This window comes from Massilia sp. TWP1-3-3 (assembly GCF_049897805.1).
Taxonomy (GTDB): Bacteria; Pseudomonadota; Gammaproteobacteria; order Burkholderiales; family Burkholderiaceae_D; genus Telluria_A.
The window spans coordinates 74,999-91,627 of the sequence record NZ_JAFCWX010000027.1 but is presented as its reverse complement, the minus strand read 5'-3'; the positions used below and the strand labels follow the sequence as shown (position 1 = coordinate 91,627).

The following is a 16,629-nucleotide window of genomic DNA, read 5'->3' as shown; positions in this document are numbered from 1 at the left end:
GAGTAGAATTCATATCGGGCAAGGTGTGTTCGTGCTGATGGCTTAGGTTTCTAGATAACTCCCATTCTATCAATCACTTACGGCATTCTTGCCCTTTTTTATGCAAAATTCAGGCTAGAGAGATGAAAGATGCGAAAGCAGGCGGCGTGGTCCGTTTAGGCGACAAGACTTCGCACGGTGGCGAGGTTGTGTCTGCCTGTAGTGACTTCAAGGTGCTCGGAATTGCCGTCGCACTCGAAGGCGATATGGCAGGGTTTTTTCCGTCTAGCCGCGCTCGAGAACAAGTCGCTGCCTAGTGTTCTAGCCTTCTAATTATTTCCCCAAATTTCGACTTCCACAACGTGTGGGCCTTCACGAAGTCACTGCAGTCAACATTGATTACTTGTGCGTGTTCCAAGTGAATCCCGCTGTACCCCGCTGGCCGGCTTACCATGACGTTGGCCCCTCGGTAAAGCATGGCAAGGGTACTGTCTTCACTTGAAAAGCAATTGAAAATTTTCCCCCGCACCGCGTTTGCTGCTTGTCTCCAACAGTCATCATCTTTCCCGCCGCCGCCAACTGCCGCACCCAGCAGGTAGGCGTTTTCGATGCGTTTGCTACCGTGTTTAGCCAATTCAACCAATGCAAAGTGGATGACCCTGGCCCCGAGCGAATGACCCGCTAGCGTAAAGCTCCAGTCCGGAGTTCGCAAGATCGCGCTGGCCAGCAGGCGGCCCGCGACTTCAGCATTTTTCATACTCAAATGCCATGAAGCGGCGATATTGGCTCCCGCGAAGAGGATGTGACTGTTCGCGATACTTACAAACGCAGACGCAAGCGCTTCGGGCAAGGCGTTTTTGAGATGTCGTGTGGCCTCCCAGTCCAGATGGTAACAAGTGGCTTTTTCAAAGTATTGTTTAGTCGAACCGGTCCAGTCGCATGTATCCGTTTCAGCTTCCGAGAGAAAACCGTTAACAAAGGTGATGCCGTGTTGCGCGCCGTCGCTGATCTTGCGGATCGCAAAGTGTTCAAGCGCCCTAAAATCACTGATGGGCAACGGCAGCAGGCGACCGAGCTTCCCGAATATTGTTGAATGAGGAATCGCCAGGAAATTGGTGGCGTCTGCATGGATGACGTCATTGAATTCGACAATGTCGCTGAGCGGTCTCGTCCATAAACTCATGTTCGGGACGCTACCGTCGTGCTCGGCGCACAGATTGTCGTCCCACCTTTCGCCCGCTTTTGCCATATGCATGCATTTCGGAACAATGCAGACCAGCGTTCGATTCTTGCAGTGATCACACTGGTACAGGCTGCGCGCCAAGGTAGTCTTGAAGAGATGATGCGGCCCGGGGGTGTAGCACCACGAACAGTAACGGGACGCTAAGGTCATCATTTTCAACGCGTGAAATAATCTTGCGTCATTCTAACGTACCTGTCGCCGCTGGCGAGGCCTCGTCGGGGGACCGGCGAAAGGGCAGCCAACGCCAAAAATGATCTCGCTACCAAAACAGGCGACCTGTGGTGAAAAAACCGCCGCTATCGTTCGAGAGCTTAACTATACGGTCCCACCGTCGCTCGCACCATACCGTAACGCGGTGCTGTTCTTCACCCAGCAGCACTCGCGCTTTGACAAGCACGGAAAGAAGCCGGCATTCGCCAACAGCCGTTACGATCCCTATCTCTGTGCGAGTAGGTCGCCGGGCCATGGTGAGCTGGGCGCGCTCAAAGACCTGGCAGTGGCGCCCTGTAACCGGGATGGTCAGAAATGGGAGGACACCCTGGTGAAGGGCTACGTTGGCATGCTTGAGATTGAAGATGCTCTGCACGAGACGGCCACCTACACTATTGCGCTGGACAAAACTGCAAAGGCACGGCGCAAGGTTTTAGGCGCATCTGATGGCTGAAGAAGGCTGTTTTTCGTGCAGTTGGGTGCGGATCTTCCGTATCGAGAAGCGCGCAACTCATATTCGGGATGCTGCCGTCGTGCTCGACGCATAGCTGGTCTTCAAGAGGTGGTGCGGCCCGCAGGTGTAGCACCAGGAACAGTAGCGGGACGCTGAGGCCATCATTTTTTACGCGTGAAATAATTCAGCGTCATTTTCGAAGTACGGCTGCCACCGCCGACGCCTCAAAAACCATCCAATCCGATGCCTTCGAACTTGCATCTAAGCCATTAATTCTTAAGCGTTTTTTCCTAATAGAAGTAGGAAGAATTAGAGACTTTTCTCCCTTTCTCCAGCACGCTCATTCGGGCGGCACGTCGCGGCAACGCAGCCGCTTATGTCTTTTCAATATCTTCTTGGTTTGATATTTCGCAAACGTGCCATTTTGCAACGTCCCACAATAGGACCTCGGCGCCACGCAGACAACTCCCCGTGGAGGCCTGGGTCAAGCCTGGACCGCTACCTGCGAAAGGATGTCTAATGCCAAGTGCTCTTACTTACCCCGGCGTTTATCTGGAAGAGGTTTCCAGCGGGGTGCGCAGCATCACCGGTGTCGCCACCTCGGTCGCGGCCTTCGCGGGCGCCGCCGAACGCGGTCCGGTCAATTCTCCCGTGCATCTGTTTAGCTATTCCGATTACGAACGCCGCTTCGGCGCGCTGGTCGAGGAATTCGAGCTGGGCTACAGCGTGCGCCAGTTTTTTCAGAACGGTGGCACCGACGCCTGGGTCGTGCGGGTCGTCAAGAGCGCCAGCAGGGCCGAAATCACGCTGCAAAGCGCCGCCCCGCTCAACGTCCTCAAAGCCAGCGCGATCGACCAAGGCAGTGACGGCAACGGCATCGAAGTGCAGGTCGACTATTTCACGAGCAATCCCGGCAGCACCTTCAACCTGACGCTGCTGCGCACCTCCGACGGCCTGGTTGAGCGTTACGCTGAGCTGTCGATGAATTCGATGAGTTCCCGCTACGCCATCGAGGCCGTGAATGGCGTGTCGCAGCTGATCACGCTCGAGCGCCTGGTCAGCGCCCCCGCCTTGAATGCGCTCACTGCGGCGACGTCGACCAGCGCCGCGCTGCCCGATGTGGGCACGCTGATCGACCTTAATCACAATGAATTCCAGATCAGCGCGAACGGCCTGGCGCCGCTGAAAATCGTCATCGCACCCGGCGACGTGGCAGGCGCCAGCGCGTCACTGCGCCTGGCCAGCCTGTGCGCGGCGATCCAGGCCAAGGTGCAAGCGCTGGCCAACGGCCGCCCCGCCTACGCCGCCTTCACGGCCGCCCCGGCCGGCGCGTCGATCGCGCTCACCTCCGGCGCGGGTGGCGAATTTTCGAGCGTGCGCATCCTCCCTGGGGAACGCAACAACGCCAGTGGCGTGCTGCGGCTGGGCGCCGAAAGCGGCGGCGCCGAGATCGATGGCGTGGCCGCGATCCGCCCCGCGCCCGTGCCGGCGCCGGCCACCCTGAGCAGCGGCGCCTTTGCCGCCGCCGACCTCGATGCCTTGCCCGACGCTACGCACAGCGCCTTGCGCATCAGCCTTGACGGTTTTTCCGACCTCGTCGACATCGGTCCCGCGCTGGCCGTCGGCGCCACCCTGGCCGACAAACTGGCCGATGTCGCCCGCCGGCTCCAAACTGCGGTGCGCGCGCTCAAGCCGGGCATGCCGGCCTACCGCTACTTCACGGCCACCGTGTCAACCGCCGGTGGCAACACCCGCGTCGTACTTGCCACCGGCACCCGCGGCAGCGGCAGTACGATCAGCGTCATGCCGGCCGCCGCCAACAGCGTGGCCGCCGAACTGCACCTGACCTCGGGCACCGTGACTACATCGCCCGTCAACGTGAGCCTGCAGTCCGGGACCGAAGTGCAGTTCGGCAGCGCCGACGTGTACACGGCCTTCATCGGCAGCCGCGCCGAGCGCAAGGGCATTTACGCGCTCGAGCAGGTCGACCTGTTCAATCTGCTGGTCCTGCCCGGTATCGACGATCCGGGCGTGCTGGCCGACGCCAATGCCTATTGCCGGGAACGGCGCGCATTTTTCATCATCGACGCGCCCAAGGGCATCAAGTCGCCGGACGAGGCCGTCCAGCTGATCACCGGCACCGACCTGCCCAAGTCCGACCATGCGGGCGTGTATTACCCGTGGGTGTACATCGCCGACCCGCTGCGCAATGGCAAACCGCGCCTGAGCGCGCCGTCCGGCACCGTGGCCGGCCTGTTCGCGCGCACCGACGCCGACCGCGGCGTGTGGAAGGCGCCGGCCGGCACCGAAGCCAGCCTGGTGGGCGTGCAGGCGCTGGCCTACCAGATGACCGACAGCCAGAATGGCACCCTCAATCCGCTCGGCATGAACAGCCTGCGCGTCTTTCCCGTCCACGGCGCCGTGTGCTGGGGCGCCCGCACCTTGCGCGGAGCCGACCAGATGACGTCGGAATACAAATACGTGCCGGTGCGCCGCCTCGCGCTGTTTTTGGAGGAGAGCCTGTACCGCGGCACTCAATGGATCGTGTTTGAACCGAACGACGAGCCGCTGTGGGCCCAGATCCGCCTGAACCTGGGCGCCTTCATGAACGGCTTGTTTCGCCAGGGCGCGTTCCAGGGCAAGACGCCGCGCGAAGCGTATTTGGTCAAGTGCGACCGCGAGACCACGACCCAGGACGACATTAACCACGGCATCGTGAACATACTGGTGGCCTTCGCGCCGCTCAAGCCGGCCGAATTCGTGGTCATCCGGATCCAGCAGTTGGCCGGCCAGATCCAAACTTAAGGAGGCACACCGTGGCGTCATTTACTGCTAACGCTCAGCGTTTCGACCCTTACAAGAACTTTAAATTCCGCATCAAATGGGATGGAAAATATGTGGCCGGCGTGAGCAAGGTGTCCGCGCTCAAGCGCACCACCGAAGTGCTCAAGCACCGCGAAGGGGGCGACCCCAGCACCAGCCGCAAGACGCCGGGGCGCACCGAATTCGAGGCCATCACGCTCGAACGGGGCGTCACGCACGACCAGGAATTTGAAAAATGGGCCAACAAGGTCTGGAATTTCGGCGCCGGCCTCGGGGCCGAATCCTCGCTCAAGGATTTCCGCAAGGATCTCATCCTCGAACTGTATAACGAGGCCGGTCAGCTGGTGCTCGCCTACAAGGTGTTTCGCTGCTGGGTCTCGGAATTCCAGTCCCTGCCCGACCTGGACGCCAATGCAAACGCGGTCGCGATCGCCCGTCTCAAGCTGGAAAACGAGGGCTGGGAGCGCGATTACGAAGTCGCCGAGCCGTCCGAACCGAGCTTTAGCGAGCCCTGATGGCGGCCCTCACTTGCGCCCAGTGGCTGGCGGCCTGGGAAGACAGCGCCGCGCTGGCCCCGGCGCTGCGGCCTTGCGCCTTGCTTGCGCCCTTGATGGAAGGCGGGCAGGAGGCTGCGCAAGCGCTCAGCGTCGGGCAGCGCGACGCCCATTTGCTCGACCTGTACCAAGCCTTGTTCGGGCCGCGCATCGAGGTCGTGGCGGCCTGTCCGGCCTGCGCCGCCATGCTCGAACTTGAAGTCGAGCCAGCCGGCCTGCGCCTGCCGTTCGCCGCGCATCCGGCGCGCGTCATGGCGCTGGACGCCGGGGGCCACTATATAACATTTCGCCTGCCCGACAGTTGCGACATGGCTGCCGCGGCGGCTTGCGCCGATCCCATAGCGGCGCGCAACCTGCTGCTCGAACGCTGCGTGAGCGCGGCCGCAGTCGATGGGGGCGCACTGGCCGCGCACGCCTTGCCGCCCGAGGTGGTTGACGCCGTCGCGCGCGCCATGGCCGATGCCGATCCCCAGGCGTTAACCGAACTTGCGCTCACGTGCCCGAGCTGCGCCCATGGCTGGGACGCGCCGTTCGAGATCGCCCACTTCCTGACCGAGGCGCTGGGCCACTGGGCCGCTCGCATGCTCGACCAGGTGCACGCACTGGCTACCGCCTACCATTGGAGCGAGGACGCCATCTTTGCGCTCACACCGGCGCGCCGGGCGCAGTATCTGGCGCGGGTGTGCGCATGAGCGACTTTTTGATGCTGCTGGCCCGGCGCGCCGTGTCTGCGCCGGCGCTGCGCGCGCGTGCACCGTCGCGCTTCGAAGGCGGCGTCCAGGGCCCGCATGGGGCCCCGCATGTTGATCCTGCGCGTGACGAGATGCCTGCCACGGTGGCGCCACCGATAGCCAGTGAGCGAGCACCGGGCGGCCCGGTCAGCATCGATGCAACAACCAGGCCACCGCTCGCACCGCCCCGCCGGGCGCCAGGTCCGGCGCCGCTGTCGGTTGATGCGAGCGCGGACCCTGGCGCCGCACCGTCGCCGGCCAGCGTGGTCCCTAAAACGTCGCTGGCGATGCCGCTTGTTCGATCCGCGTCAGCGCTGCAAGCCGTCCTTGAGTCTGTCGAGCCTGTGTTGTCCGCAGCACCGGCCAAGGCCACAGCGGTTTTGGTTAAACCTGCGCTGGACGAACACCGCGAACAACACGAACAGCGGACGATGCAACCGTCCACGAGCGCAACCATACTCACGCACACCCGGCATGTGCTGAACCAGCCGGTGGAACGCCTGCCCGCCGCCCCACCTGTCGCCGCAACTCCCGCGCAGCAGGGCAACGCGCCGACGTCCGACACCGCGCGCGCGCAGGCGGGCGCCGGCGTTGACCCGGCTCCACCGGCGGTGGAAATTCACATCGGAAGCATCGAAGTGCACGCCGCAGCCGCCCCGGTTTCGAGCGCGCGTCAGCCTGCAGCGAGCGCGCCCGCCGGCAAGTCGCTCGACGACTATCTGCATGAACGCAGCGGCCCGGCGCGCGGGCGCCTGCCATGAGCAGCGCGCTCGGCCTGGCCGCCACCGCCGCCGTGTTACAGCAGATGCTGCAAAACGGCCTGTCCAGCCTGAAGATCGGCGACGTCCTGGGCATCACCACGCCGCACGTGAGCTGCATGCCGGCCGACCGCATCGATCTCGAAGGCGCCGCCAGCCAGCTCAATCTGTTCCTCTACCAGCAGACGCGCAATCCGGGCTGGGCCAACATGGACCTGCCCAGCCGCGACAGCCGCGGCGAGCGGCGCACCAACCCGGCGCTGGCGCTGGACCTGCATTTTTTGGTGACCGCTTACGGCGTGTCCGACTTTCATGCCGAAGTGCTGTTGGGCGCCGCCATGCAGATCCTGCACGAAAGCGCGGTCTTTGGACGCGCGGCCATCCGCGCGGCGCTCAAGAGCGGCCCGGCCAAGCCGAACCTGCCCGTTCAACTCGAACTGGCCGGCCTTGCCGACCAGCTCGAACAGCTGCGCATCACACCGCTCAACTTCGGGCTCGACGATCTGGCGCGCATCTGGTCCGCGATCCAGCTGCCGCTGCGCCCGAGCGCCGCCTACCAGGTCAGCGTGGTGCTCATCGACAGCGCGCGCAGGGCCAGCACCGCGCTGCCGGTGCGCTCGGCAAATATCTATGTGGCGCCGTTTAACGAGCCGCGCATCGACCGGGTCGAAGCGGCTGGCCAGCCGAACGGCGCCATCCTGCCCGACACCGTGCTGCGCGTGAGCGGAGCCCGTTTCAAGGGTCCTGCCATGCGCGTAAGCGCGAGCGGACTCGATGTGACGGGCGCCTTGAGCCGGCGCGAGGACGCGGTGCTTGAATTGACGCTGCTGCCGGCCATGGCGAGCGGCCTGCGCTCGGGCGTCAACACCATGCAGGTCCAGCAAATGCAATTGATGGGGCAACCGCCGGTCGAACACATGGGGGTGGAATCGAACCTGGCCAGCTTCGTGCTGAACCCGGCGGCCAGCTTCAGCGTCGAACCCGGGGCGGTCGCCAGCGTGGTCGGCGCCGTCACCTACAAGTCGGGCAAGATCAAGGTCACGCTCACGCCCAGGGTGGGCGCAAGACAACGCGTGCGCCTGCTGCTCAACGCGCTCGACCCCGCCGCCGCCGCGCTGGCGTATACCTTTCAGGCGCCCGACGGCAATGGCATCACCGCCCCAGCCACCGACACCGACGTGATCCTGATCGCGTACCAGCATGTGGTGCAAGGTAACTACCTAGCGCGGGTGCAGGTTGATGCGGGCGTGAGCGCGCTGCAGGCGAACGCGGACGGGCGTTTTTTCACACCGATGGTGGCGCCGTGAGCGCGCGCCGGGCGCTGGCCGCCAACCGGCGCGCGCTTGATCTGGCGCTCGACCAGCTGGCCCATTTTCTCGCGCTCGGCCTGACGCCGGGCGGCCCCCCACATCTGACTTACTTGGCGCCGCCGCCCGCGCTCGCGCACTTGTGCGCGCGATTGCGGCTGTCGCGTTTCGAGCAGGACCTGCTGCTGCTGGCCGCCGCGCCCGCGCTCGATGCGCGCTTCAAGCAGTTGCTCGCTGCCGCGCACGGGGATCCCGGCATGCCCTGGCTCAGTTTTGGCCTGGCGCTGCGACTGTTGCCAAATCCCGACTGGGGCGCGACGACCCCGGTGGGCGCCTTGCGGCGCTGGCAGTTGCTCGAATTGAGCGGGCCGGGCAGCCTGTTCGAAGCGCCCCTGGTGGTCGATGAAGCCATCCTGCACCAACTGGCAGGGCGCACGTATCCCGATCCGCGCATCGCGCCGTGGTTTCGCGAACTTGCCGCTGATCCGGGCGCCCAGGGCGACGGCGCAGCGTCGAGCGCGCAGTTGGCCGCCATCGGCCGGGTGTGGCAAAACGCGCCGGATTTGGCCGCCACGCCCGTATTGCGCATGCAGGAGGGCGATGGCGAGCGCTTCGTGCGCGCCTTGGCCGCAGCGCTGGGGCTGCGCGCCTACCGGTTTTGCGCGCTGGCCCTGCCGGGAACCCCGGCCGAACGCGAGGTGCTGGCCCGCCTGTGGGAGCGCGAAGCCCTGCTGCGCGGTGGCCTGCTCTGGATCGAAACCGTGCACGTGGGCGCCGGCGAGCAGGAGCTGGTGGCCGACTTCATCGATCGCCTGCAATGCCTGGCCGTGTGCACCGGCAGCCATGCGCTGCCCCTGCGCCGCGTGCAGCGCCAGATCGTGCTGCCGGCCGCTTCGGCGCCCAGCCGCCTGGCCAGCTGGCAAGCGGCGCTGGGCACGCACGCGCTGCGCCTGAACGGGCAGCTCGGACCCATCGCCGAGCAATTCCACTTGAGCGCGGCCGTCATCGGCGCGCTGGCCGGGCGGCTGGAGGAGCAACTGGGCGGGCAGGCCGAAGCGCCCGATCCGCACCAGCTGCAACAACTGGTCTGGAATGCCTGCCGGGTCGAGGCGCGCCACGGCCTGAGCGCGCTGGCCAGCCGGGTCGACAGCGGCGCCGGCTGGGACCAGCTGATCCTGCCTGATGCCGCACTTAGCGCGCTGCGCACCATCGTCGCGCAGGTGCGGCAGCGATCGCGGGTCTACCGCGAATGGGGTTTCGGCGAGCGCGGCGCGCGCGGCCTGGGCATCAGTGCGCTGTTCTCCGGCGGCAGCGGCACCGGCAAGACGCTGGCCGCCGAAGTGCTGGCCAACGAGCTGCGGCTCGACCTGTTCCGGGTCGACCTGGCCGCGCTGGTCAGCAAGTACATCGGCGAGACGGAAAAAAACCTGTCCAAAGTGTTCGAGGCGGCCGAAGCCAGCGGCGCGATCCTGTTGTTCGACGAAGCCGACGCGCTGTTTGGCAAGCGCAGCGAAGTCAAGGACAGCCATGACCGCTACGCCAACCTGGAAGTCAGTTATCTGCTGCAGCGCCTGGAAACCTACCGCGGTCTGGCCATCCTGACCACCAATCTGAAGCAGGCGATCGACAGCGCGTTCCAGCGCCGCATACGATTCGTCGTCAATTTCCCTTTTCCCGATGCCGCAGCGCGCAGCGCGATCTGGGGCCGCGTGTTCCCGCCGGCCACGCCGACCACGGCGCTCGACATTGGCAAACTGGCGCGCCTGTCGCTGTCCGGCGGCCATATCCGCAACCTGGCCTTGAACGCGGCCTTCCTGGCCGCCGACGCCGGCGACCGGGTGTCGATGCGCCACTTGCGCCACGCCGCCGAGGCAGAATTCGCCAAATTAGAGAAGCCCTTGCCTATCAGCGAAGTGGAAGACTGGACATGAACGGCACCCCCAAGCGGCCCGCCGCGCCCGTGCATGTGTCGATCGGCGAGCTGCGCCTGGTCGGCTATTCGAAGCGCGACGGCGAGCGCCTGGGCGGCGCGTTCCAGCGCGAATTGGGCAGACTGCTGGCCCACGGCGGGCCGCCACCGGCAGGCTTTCGCCAGCAGAAGCTGGCGCTGCCGCATTTTGCCAGCGCCGTCGCCGAGCGGCCCGAGCAAACCGGGCGCCGTCTCGCGCGCGCCATCGTCAGGTCGCTGCGGCCATGAGCGAACGCGCGCCCGCCGCCGTGGCGCCGCTCCCCGCCAAACGCGCCCCATCGCCGGCGCGCCAGCCGATCCTGCTGCAACGCAAATGCGCGTGCGGGGCGGGCGCGGGCGCCGGCGGCCAGCGCGGCGCTTGCGCCGAGCAGGCATCGATGCTGCAGCGGCGCGCAAGCACGGGCAGCGCGCGCGCCATGCCGGCGTCGGTGGGCGCCACGCTGGCGCAGCCGGGCCGTCCGCTCGAGCCGGACACCCGCAGCTTCATGGAAAAGGGCTTTGGCGCCGATTTTGGCGCGGTGCGCGTGCACGACGACAGTACGGCGGCCGGCTCGGCGCGCGCGGTCGATGCGCACGCCTACACGGTCGGCCAGCACCTCGTGTTCGACCAGGGACAGTACCAGCCGCACAGCGAGTCTGGGCGCCACCTGATCGCGCACGAACTGGCGCACACGCTGCAGCAGCAGGGTTTGCAGCGCGCCGGCGTGAGCAATCTGGAGGATCAGGGAGCGCAGTACCAGCGCCTCGAGCGCGAGGCCGACCACGCGGCCGACGCGGTCATGCGCGGCCAGGCGCTCTCGCCGGGCGCGCTAAGTCACGTCCCGGCGCGGCTGGCGCGCAAGGAAAAGTCGCCCGACCCCACGCTCACCGTCGAGAGCAGCTACTACAGCGAAAAAAACAAGATCGACGTGCAGATGGCGACCCAGCACAAAGTGACGCCCGAAAAGTCGCACACGGTCAAAGAGAATGGCAAGGACAAGGAGCACGCTTCGTTCCTGGTCGACCAGATCGAACTGAACGAATCGAAGGGCGCGGTCGGCAAGGAATGGGAAAGCAAGGCCAAGGCGGGCGCCCTGCGCGCCACCGTCACGATGGACAAGCTGGCGGCGGTGCAGGCCGGCCATTGGCAGGAGCGCGTCAGCTCGGACGAGCTGCGCAAGCGCTGGCTCAACCAGCTAGGCTGGAAGGTAGGCGACGCGGGCCTGAACGAGGCCTGGCAAAACGCGGGCAAGGCCGAAGGGGCGAATGCGGAGTTTCCCAAGGTGGCCGGGGTCAGCTGCGAGATGGACCACATCATCGAGCTGCAGGTGGGCGGCGACAACACCGAACAAAACATCCAGGTGCTGGACCGGCCCGACAACGGCGCCAGCGGCAGCTTGATCTGGCAGCAGGTGCGCGGTCTGGCGCAAGCCATTGCCGGCACGCTCGACAAGGACCAGAAGGCGCTGCCTGCGGAAATCCGCATGGTCTTTCAAGGGGTCAAGGCCAAGCCGGGAAACTGCGGCCCGTGCTGCAAAACAGCCGCTAAATTCAAGCAGCAAAACGGGAAAGCCAAGCCGGGCGATAAGGGCAGCGTCAAGCTCGACGAGTATGCCATTGCGGCAGGCGGCAGGAGCGTCGCTCTGCTGGTCGATGGCAAAAAAAAGCGCAACAAAATCTTCGAGTCTGACGTGGCCGGCAACACGGCGGCCGCCGAAATCCTGCCCGGCCTGCTGCTGCATGAATTGAACCAAGAGGGCGGCCCGGCCAAGCACCATATCGACGCCCACATCGACGCGCGCAGCAAGACGCGCCTGCCGATCACGCTGCCGGGCAAGGGCACGCCGGTGCGCCTGAACGTGGCCAAGGACGGGGACTTGACGCTTTCGGCCCAGGCGCAAAAGGATGCCGGCATCGCCTTTACCTACGATTACCTGAGCCCAGGCCGCTTCACCAAGCTGCACGCGGACGCGAGCGGCCTGTCCGGCGAGGGCTACATCACGCCGCAAAAAGTACCTTTTTTGCCGCGCCTGGAAGTGGCGTTTTCGCCTGATTACTTCCGCATCAAGGCGCCGCTCGACAAGGACAAGCTCAAGCCGCCTTTTCCCGGCGTGAAAATCACCGAGGGCTCGCTCGGACTGGAACTGGCGCCCAAACTGAAGGCGGTGGGCAGCATCGGCTTTGAATTTGGCACCGCGCGCAAACTGGCCAGCAGCAAACTGGAGGTGTCGGCCGACGAGGCCGGGCTTGTTTTGAAAGGTAAGCTCAACGTGTTCCTGCCGGGTGTGGACGACGCCAGTGGCGAGATCACCTGGCAGGGCGGCGTCTGGAGCGGTGGCGCCGTCATCAGCGCCACCAAACTGCGCGAGCGGCTCAAATACGTGCAGGGCGGCGAACTGCGGGTCGGTCTGAAGGAGGGCAAGATCGACGCCGGCGGCACGGTCAAGCTGATGCTGCCGGGTGAAAACGAGGCCGACCTCGAACTGGGCTACCGCAACAACAAGTGGCTGTTCGCCGGGCGCGGCGCGATCAAGGTCAACTCGTCCTATCTCAAGCCGATCCAGGCGGCGCTGTCGTATGACGGTGAATTGTTCAAGGCCAGCGGGCGCGCCGGCTTCGCCTTCAAGGGCCTGGACGGCACGCTTGACGCCACCTACGAAAACAAGGACGGCGCCGAAAAAGTCTACGGCAAGGGCGACATCAAGATCGACCAGGGCCGCGCCAAAGGAAATATGCTGGTCGAGCTGCATCCGAACCAGAGCATCACCGGCAAGGGCAAGCTGTCCTACGAGATCCGCAAGGGGCTGGTGGCAAGCGCCGGCATCACCATCGACGACAAGCAAAAAATCACCTTCGACGGCGAATTGAGCTTTCCCGACATCGAGTTGTTCAAGCGCTTTCCAGCCTCCAGCGAGAAGCATTCGATCTTCAAGGCGTCGGCCAGCATTCCCATTCCGGGCGCCTCGATCGGGCCGATCGGCCTCGTGGTCAAGGTCTACGGCGGGCTTGAATACTATTATTTTGCGGGCCCCGGCGTGCTCAAGAACGTCAAGGCCGAGGCCAAATTCAATCCCTTCGAGGCCGACCCGGATTTCTCGTTCAAGCTCAAGGCGACGGCCAGCATTCCGGCCGGCGGGGGCATCACGGGCACCATCGGCGCCGACCTGGCCATTGACGCGGTGCTCGGTTCGGTCGGCGGCGGCTTGAGCGTGTCGGCCACGGCCGGCCTGGAAGGCAAGGCGGAACTGGCCAGCGAGATCAACTACGCCAAGGACCGCTTCAGCATCGACGCCAGCGCTTACGTGGGCGGCAAGGTGATCCTGGGGGCAGGGCTTGACGCGCGCGTGTACGCCGAGGCGGGCGCGCTGGGCATCAGCGTGCGCACCGAGAAGGTGTGGAACCTGGCCAAGACCAGTTTGGACACGGGCCTGGCGCTGGGCATGCGCCTGCCTTTGCACTACGACAGCGTGGACGGCTTCAAGATGCCTTCGCTGTCGGACATCAAGCCGGAGCCGGCCAATCTGGACATCAACCCGTCGCGCATGCTCGAAAAGCTGTTCGGCGACGCCAAGAGCAGCGAAAAGAAGGGATGAAGACGCCATGACGGGATTTTCCAATTCGCCGCGCCTGCTCAAGGGCGGCCTGATCCTGATGAATCCGGCGGACGGCTTGATCCAGCGCGTCATCGCGCTTCAGTACAACCCGGACACAGTCACGCGCGCTTTGCAGCCGCAAAGCACGGGCGGCGCCGGCGGCACCAGCGAACCATTGCGGCTCAAGGGCCCGCCCGTGGAAACCATCAAGCTCGAGATCGTGCTTGACGCGAGCGACCAGCTTGAATTCCCCGCCGGGCACCCGATGGCGGTCAAGGTGGGCCTGCATCCGCAACTGGCCGCGCTTGAAATCATCGTCTACCCGAACAGCGAGACGCTGATCCGCAACAACCAGCTGGCCGGCGCCGGCACGCTTGAAATCGCGCCGGTGCAGGCGCCGCTGCCGCTGTTCGTGTGGAGCCAGTCGCGCGTGGTGCCGGTGCGGATCACCGATTTCTCGATCGTCGAGGAAGCCTTCGACGCCAACCTCAATCCGATCCGCGCGCGCGTGAGCCTGGGCATGCGGGTGCTCAACATCAACGACCTCGGTTTCAACGACAAGGGCGGCCACCTGTTCATGGTCTACCAGCAGCAAAAAGAGCAGTTGGCACGGCAGTCCGGCAGCGCGGCGCTGGCCGGGCTTGGCCTGGGCGCGGCGCCGTGAAATCACACAAGGAGCAGGCATGAGCGAAGGAGCAGGCATGAGCGAAGGAGCAGGCATGAGCGACAAGCACTTCCCCCCCACCAGCCGTTACGCCGCCACCGGCACGGTCGAGATGGTGCGCGACGGCGAGCGCATCGTCCACCTGCGGCGCCGTTTCGTGCCCGACCCGTCACGCTACGCGACCCTGTTCGAGCATCGCGTGGTGCAAGGCGAGCGGCTCGACCTGCTCACCGCCACCTACTTGGGCGACCCGGGCCTGTTCTGGCGCCTGGCCGACGCCAACGGCCTGCTCGACGCGCGCGAACTGGAGCAGGGCGGGCGGCGCTTGCGCCTGACCCTGCCCGAAGGCATGGCGGGGCCGGTCGATGCTTAAGGGGATCCACGTCTCGCTGCTGGTCGGGCCGGCGCAGCCGGTGCCCGCTCCCAGGCCCGTCATGGACGCGCTGCAAAGCATCCAGGTGACGTCGGACGCGGGTGCGCGCAGTGGCTTTCAGATCAAGTTCAACGTCGACAATCACTCGCCCCTGCACACGCTCTTGCTGCTGGCCGGCGGCCAGGTGCCGTGGCTGCGAGTGCTCATCGTGGTCACCATCAACAGCCTGCCCACGGTGATGATGGATGGCCTGATCACGCGCCAGGAGATCGGCGCCGCGAACGAGCCGGGCATGAGCGTGCTCACCATCACCGGCGAAGACCTGTCGGTGGCGATGGACCAGCAAGAGTTCAACGGCATTCCCTATCCGGCCATGCCGGCCCCGGCGCGGGTGGCCCTGGTGCTGGCAAAGTACGCAATGTTTGGCATGGTGCCGCTGGTGATTCCCCCGATTTTTACCGACGTGCCGATCCCGGTCGAATCGATTCCCCTGCATGAGGGAACCGACCTGGCCTACGTGCAAAAGCTAGCCAAAGATGTCGGCTACGTGTTTTACGTAAGCCCGGGCCCGCTGCCGGGCATGAACACGGCTTACTGGGGCCCGGAAATCCGGCTCGGCCTGCCCCAGCCGGCGCTCAACATCGGCATGGACGCGCACAGCAATGTGGACACGCTCTCGTTCGCGGTCAACCAGACCGGCGCGGCGATGCCGATCGTGTTTATCCATAACGCGCTGACCAAGATCGCCTTGCCGCTGCCAATTCCAAATATTTCGCTGCTCAGCCCACCGCTTGGCCTGCTCGCGCCCATTCCCAAGGAGATCACCTTGCTCAAGGAAACCGCCAAGATGTCGCCCATGGCCGCCATATCGCGCGGTCTGGCCGCTGCCGCCTCGAGCGCCGACGTGGTCAGCGCCAACGGCAGCCTGGACGTGTTCAGGTATGGCAGCATCCTCATGGCGCGCCGCCTGGTCGGCGTGCGCGGCGCAGGGGGGGCCTTCGACGGCCTGTATTACGTCAAAAAGGTCAGCAGCACCTTCAAGCCGGGCGAATTCAAGCAAACATTTTCCCTCGCGCGCAACGGCCTGCTGTCGACCTTGCCCCTGGTGCCGACATGAGCGAACGGACGCGTTTCTACGGCAAGTTCCGCGGCACGGTGCTCAACAACATCGACCCCATGCAAAAAGGGCGCATCCAGGTCATGGTGCCCGACACCACGGGGCTGGTGCCGGGCAGCTGGGCCATGCCCTGCGTGCCCTTCGCCGGCCGCCAGAGCGGCCTGTACGTGCTGCCGCAGATCGGCGACGGGGTCTGGGTCGAGTTCGAGCAGGGCGATCTTGATTATCCGGTCTGGGTCGGCGGTTTTTGGGGCAGCGCGGCCGAAGTGCCGGTGCTGGCGCTGGCCGGACTGCCCGTTTCGCCCAGCGTGGTGCTGCAGACCGGTGGTCAAAACACGCTGATGCTGTCGGACCTGCCGGGGCCGACGGGCGGCATCCTGCTCAAGAGTACAACCGGTGCGCTCATTTCGATCACCGAGTTGGGCATCACGATCAGCAACGGGCAGGGCGCCACCATCACCCTGCTGGGACCGGCGGTCAACATCAACGCGGGCGCGCTGACGGTGATCTAGCGCTTTTTCATATTAGCCATTTTTTGGAGGACCACCAGATGCCCGGATTCCTATTGCACGTCGGCGCCACCGTGATTTGCGCGCACGGCGGCCAAGCTACGCCGAGCGCGCCGTTCCCGCGCGTGAGCGTGTCCGGCCAGCCGGTGGTCACGCTGGGCGCGCCCTACGTGGTGGCCGGTTGCGCGATGCCGCCGCCGCCGGTCGGCAACGGACCGTGCGTGAGCGGGCAGTGGCTGGCCGGCGCGACCCGGGTGATGGCGGGCGGCCAACCCGTGCTGCTGCAGGCGGCCCCCTCGATCTGCGCACCCACCGCAACGCCGATGACGGCGCTGCAAACCCAGACCCGTGTGATAGGACTTTGAC

Annotated in this window: 16 protein-coding genes; 15 read left to right on the top strand and 1 reads right to left on the bottom strand. The window is 65.2% G+C overall.

Annotation, left to right across the window (positions count from 1 at the left end; all coding sequences use genetic code 11):
• Window positions 1-122 precede the first annotated feature (122 nt).
• Window positions 123-296 carry a PAAR domain-containing protein gene (locus ACP7D4_RS21905; RefSeq protein ID WP_426211301.1) on the top strand — a complete coding sequence of 58 codons (174 nt, stop codon included), beginning with the start codon at window positions 123-125 and terminating at the stop codon, window positions 294-296.
• On the opposite strand, the gene ACP7D4_RS21900 is transcribed toward ACP7D4_RS21905, so the two are convergent.
• Entirely contained in the window at window positions 293-1,303 is a 1,011-nt protein-coding gene (locus ACP7D4_RS21900) for a DUF726 domain-containing protein (protein ID WP_426211300.1), read from the bottom strand. The two genes, ACP7D4_RS21905 and ACP7D4_RS21900, sit on opposite strands and share 4 nt — an antisense overlap.
• Window positions 1,304-1,472: 169 nt before the next feature.
• Here ACP7D4_RS21900 and ACP7D4_RS21895 point away from each other — a divergent pair, with 169 nt between their 5' ends.
• From ACP7D4_RS21895 to ACP7D4_RS21830, 14 genes are all read left to right on the top strand, one after another.
• Window positions 1,473-1,886, top strand: coding sequence for a hypothetical protein (locus ACP7D4_RS21895; RefSeq protein ID WP_426211298.1), 414 nt, complete (start codon window positions 1,473-1,475; stop codon window positions 1,884-1,886).
• Window positions 1,887-2,405: 519 nt separating this feature from the next.
• Complete coding sequence (locus tag ACP7D4_RS21890) at window positions 2,406-4,691, top strand: phage tail sheath family protein (protein ID WP_426211296.1); 2,286 nt, start codon at window positions 2,406-2,408, stop codon at window positions 4,689-4,691.
• Window positions 4,692-4,702: 11 nt separating this feature from the next.
• Window positions 4,703-5,224, top strand: a complete 522-nt coding sequence (locus ACP7D4_RS21885; protein ID WP_426105221.1) for a phage tail protein — start codon at window positions 4,703-4,705, stop codon at window positions 5,222-5,224.
• Entirely contained in the window at window positions 5,224-5,955 is a 732-nt protein-coding gene (locus ACP7D4_RS21880; protein ID WP_426105220.1) for a hypothetical protein, read from the top strand. The genes ACP7D4_RS21885 and ACP7D4_RS21880 overlap by 1 nt, the downstream gene beginning before the upstream one ends.
• Window positions 5,952-6,755, top strand: coding sequence for a hypothetical protein (locus ACP7D4_RS21875; RefSeq protein ID WP_426211294.1), 804 nt, complete (start codon window positions 5,952-5,954; stop codon window positions 6,753-6,755). Before ACP7D4_RS21880 ends, ACP7D4_RS21875 begins: the two co-directional genes overlap by 4 nt.
• Entirely contained in the window at window positions 6,752-8,059 is a 1,308-nt protein-coding gene (locus ACP7D4_RS21870; RefSeq protein WP_426211292.1) for a DUF4255 domain-containing protein, read from the top strand. The genes ACP7D4_RS21875 and ACP7D4_RS21870 overlap by 4 nt, the downstream gene beginning before the upstream one ends.
• Window positions 8,056-9,990 carry an ATP-binding protein gene (locus ACP7D4_RS21865; RefSeq protein ID WP_426105216.1) on the top strand — a complete coding sequence of 645 codons (1,935 nt, stop codon included), beginning with the start codon at window positions 8,056-8,058 and terminating at the stop codon, window positions 9,988-9,990. The genes ACP7D4_RS21870 and ACP7D4_RS21865 overlap by 4 nt, the downstream gene beginning before the upstream one ends.
• Window positions 9,987-10,256 carry a hypothetical protein gene (locus ACP7D4_RS21860; RefSeq protein ID WP_426211290.1) on the top strand — a complete coding sequence of 90 codons (270 nt, stop codon included), beginning with the start codon at window positions 9,987-9,989 and terminating at the stop codon, window positions 10,254-10,256. The genes ACP7D4_RS21865 and ACP7D4_RS21860 overlap by 4 nt, the downstream gene beginning before the upstream one ends.
• On the top strand, window positions 10,253-13,600 hold the full coding sequence (locus ACP7D4_RS21855) for a DUF4157 domain-containing protein (RefSeq protein WP_426211288.1): 3,348 nt from the start codon (window positions 10,253-10,255) through the stop codon (window positions 13,598-13,600). Before ACP7D4_RS21860 ends, ACP7D4_RS21855 begins: the two co-directional genes overlap by 4 nt.
• A 7-nt stretch (window positions 13,601-13,607) precedes the next feature.
• Window positions 13,608-14,264 carry a hypothetical protein gene (locus ACP7D4_RS21850; RefSeq protein WP_426105212.1) on the top strand — a complete coding sequence of 219 codons (657 nt, stop codon included), beginning with the start codon at window positions 13,608-13,610 and terminating at the stop codon, window positions 14,262-14,264.
• Window positions 14,265-14,283: 19 nt separating this feature from the next.
• The gene (locus tag ACP7D4_RS21845) at window positions 14,284-14,637 is read left to right on the top strand and encodes a LysM domain-containing protein (protein ID WP_426211286.1); all 354 of its coding nucleotides are present in this window, start codon (window positions 14,284-14,286) and stop codon (window positions 14,635-14,637) included.
• Window positions 14,630-15,754 carry a hypothetical protein gene (locus ACP7D4_RS21840; RefSeq protein ID WP_426105210.1) on the top strand — a complete coding sequence of 375 codons (1,125 nt, stop codon included), beginning with the start codon at window positions 14,630-14,632 and terminating at the stop codon, window positions 15,752-15,754. Before ACP7D4_RS21845 ends, ACP7D4_RS21840 begins: the two co-directional genes overlap by 8 nt.
• Entirely contained in the window at window positions 15,751-16,266 is a 516-nt protein-coding gene (locus ACP7D4_RS21835; protein WP_426105208.1) for a phage baseplate assembly protein V, read from the top strand. Before ACP7D4_RS21840 ends, ACP7D4_RS21835 begins: the two co-directional genes overlap by 4 nt.
• A 38-nt stretch (window positions 16,267-16,304) precedes the next feature.
• Window positions 16,305-16,628 carry a hypothetical protein gene (locus ACP7D4_RS21830; RefSeq protein ID WP_426211284.1) on the top strand — a complete coding sequence of 108 codons (324 nt, stop codon included), beginning with the start codon at window positions 16,305-16,307 and terminating at the stop codon, window positions 16,626-16,628.
• Window position 16,629 lies beyond the last annotated feature (1 nt).

Coding starts and splice junctions, on each gene's coding strand:
- ACP7D4_RS21905 (WP_426211301.1), top strand. CDS start 123: ATGAAAGATGCGAAAGCAGGCGGCGTGGTCCGTTTAGGCGACAAGACT.
- ACP7D4_RS21895 (WP_426211298.1), top strand. CDS start 1,473: ATGATCTCGCTACCAAAACAGGCGACCTGTGGTGAAAAAACCGCCGCT.
- ACP7D4_RS21890 (WP_426211296.1), top strand. CDS start 2,406: ATGCCAAGTGCTCTTACTTACCCCGGCGTTTATCTGGAAGAGGTTTCC.
- ACP7D4_RS21880 (WP_426105220.1), top strand. CDS start 5,224: ATGGCGGCCCTCACTTGCGCCCAGTGGCTGGCGGCCTGGGAAGACAGC.
- ACP7D4_RS21875 (WP_426211294.1), top strand. CDS start 5,952: ATGAGCGACTTTTTGATGCTGCTGGCCCGGCGCGCCGTGTCTGCGCCG.
- ACP7D4_RS21870 (WP_426211292.1), top strand. CDS start 6,752: ATGAGCAGCGCGCTCGGCCTGGCCGCCACCGCCGCCGTGTTACAGCAG.
- ACP7D4_RS21860 (WP_426211290.1), top strand. CDS start 9,987: ATGAACGGCACCCCCAAGCGGCCCGCCGCGCCCGTGCATGTGTCGATC.
- ACP7D4_RS21855 (WP_426211288.1), top strand. CDS start 10,253: ATGAGCGAACGCGCGCCCGCCGCCGTGGCGCCGCTCCCCGCCAAACGC.
- ACP7D4_RS21850 (WP_426105212.1), top strand. CDS start 13,608: ATGACGGGATTTTCCAATTCGCCGCGCCTGCTCAAGGGCGGCCTGATC.
- ACP7D4_RS21845 (WP_426211286.1), top strand. CDS start 14,284: ATGAGCGAAGGAGCAGGCATGAGCGAAGGAGCAGGCATGAGCGACAAG.
- ACP7D4_RS21840 (WP_426105210.1), top strand. CDS start 14,630: ATGCTTAAGGGGATCCACGTCTCGCTGCTGGTCGGGCCGGCGCAGCCG.
- ACP7D4_RS21835 (WP_426105208.1), top strand. CDS start 15,751: ATGAGCGAACGGACGCGTTTCTACGGCAAGTTCCGCGGCACGGTGCTC.
- ACP7D4_RS21830 (WP_426211284.1), top strand. CDS start 16,305: ATGCCCGGATTCCTATTGCACGTCGGCGCCACCGTGATTTGCGCGCAC.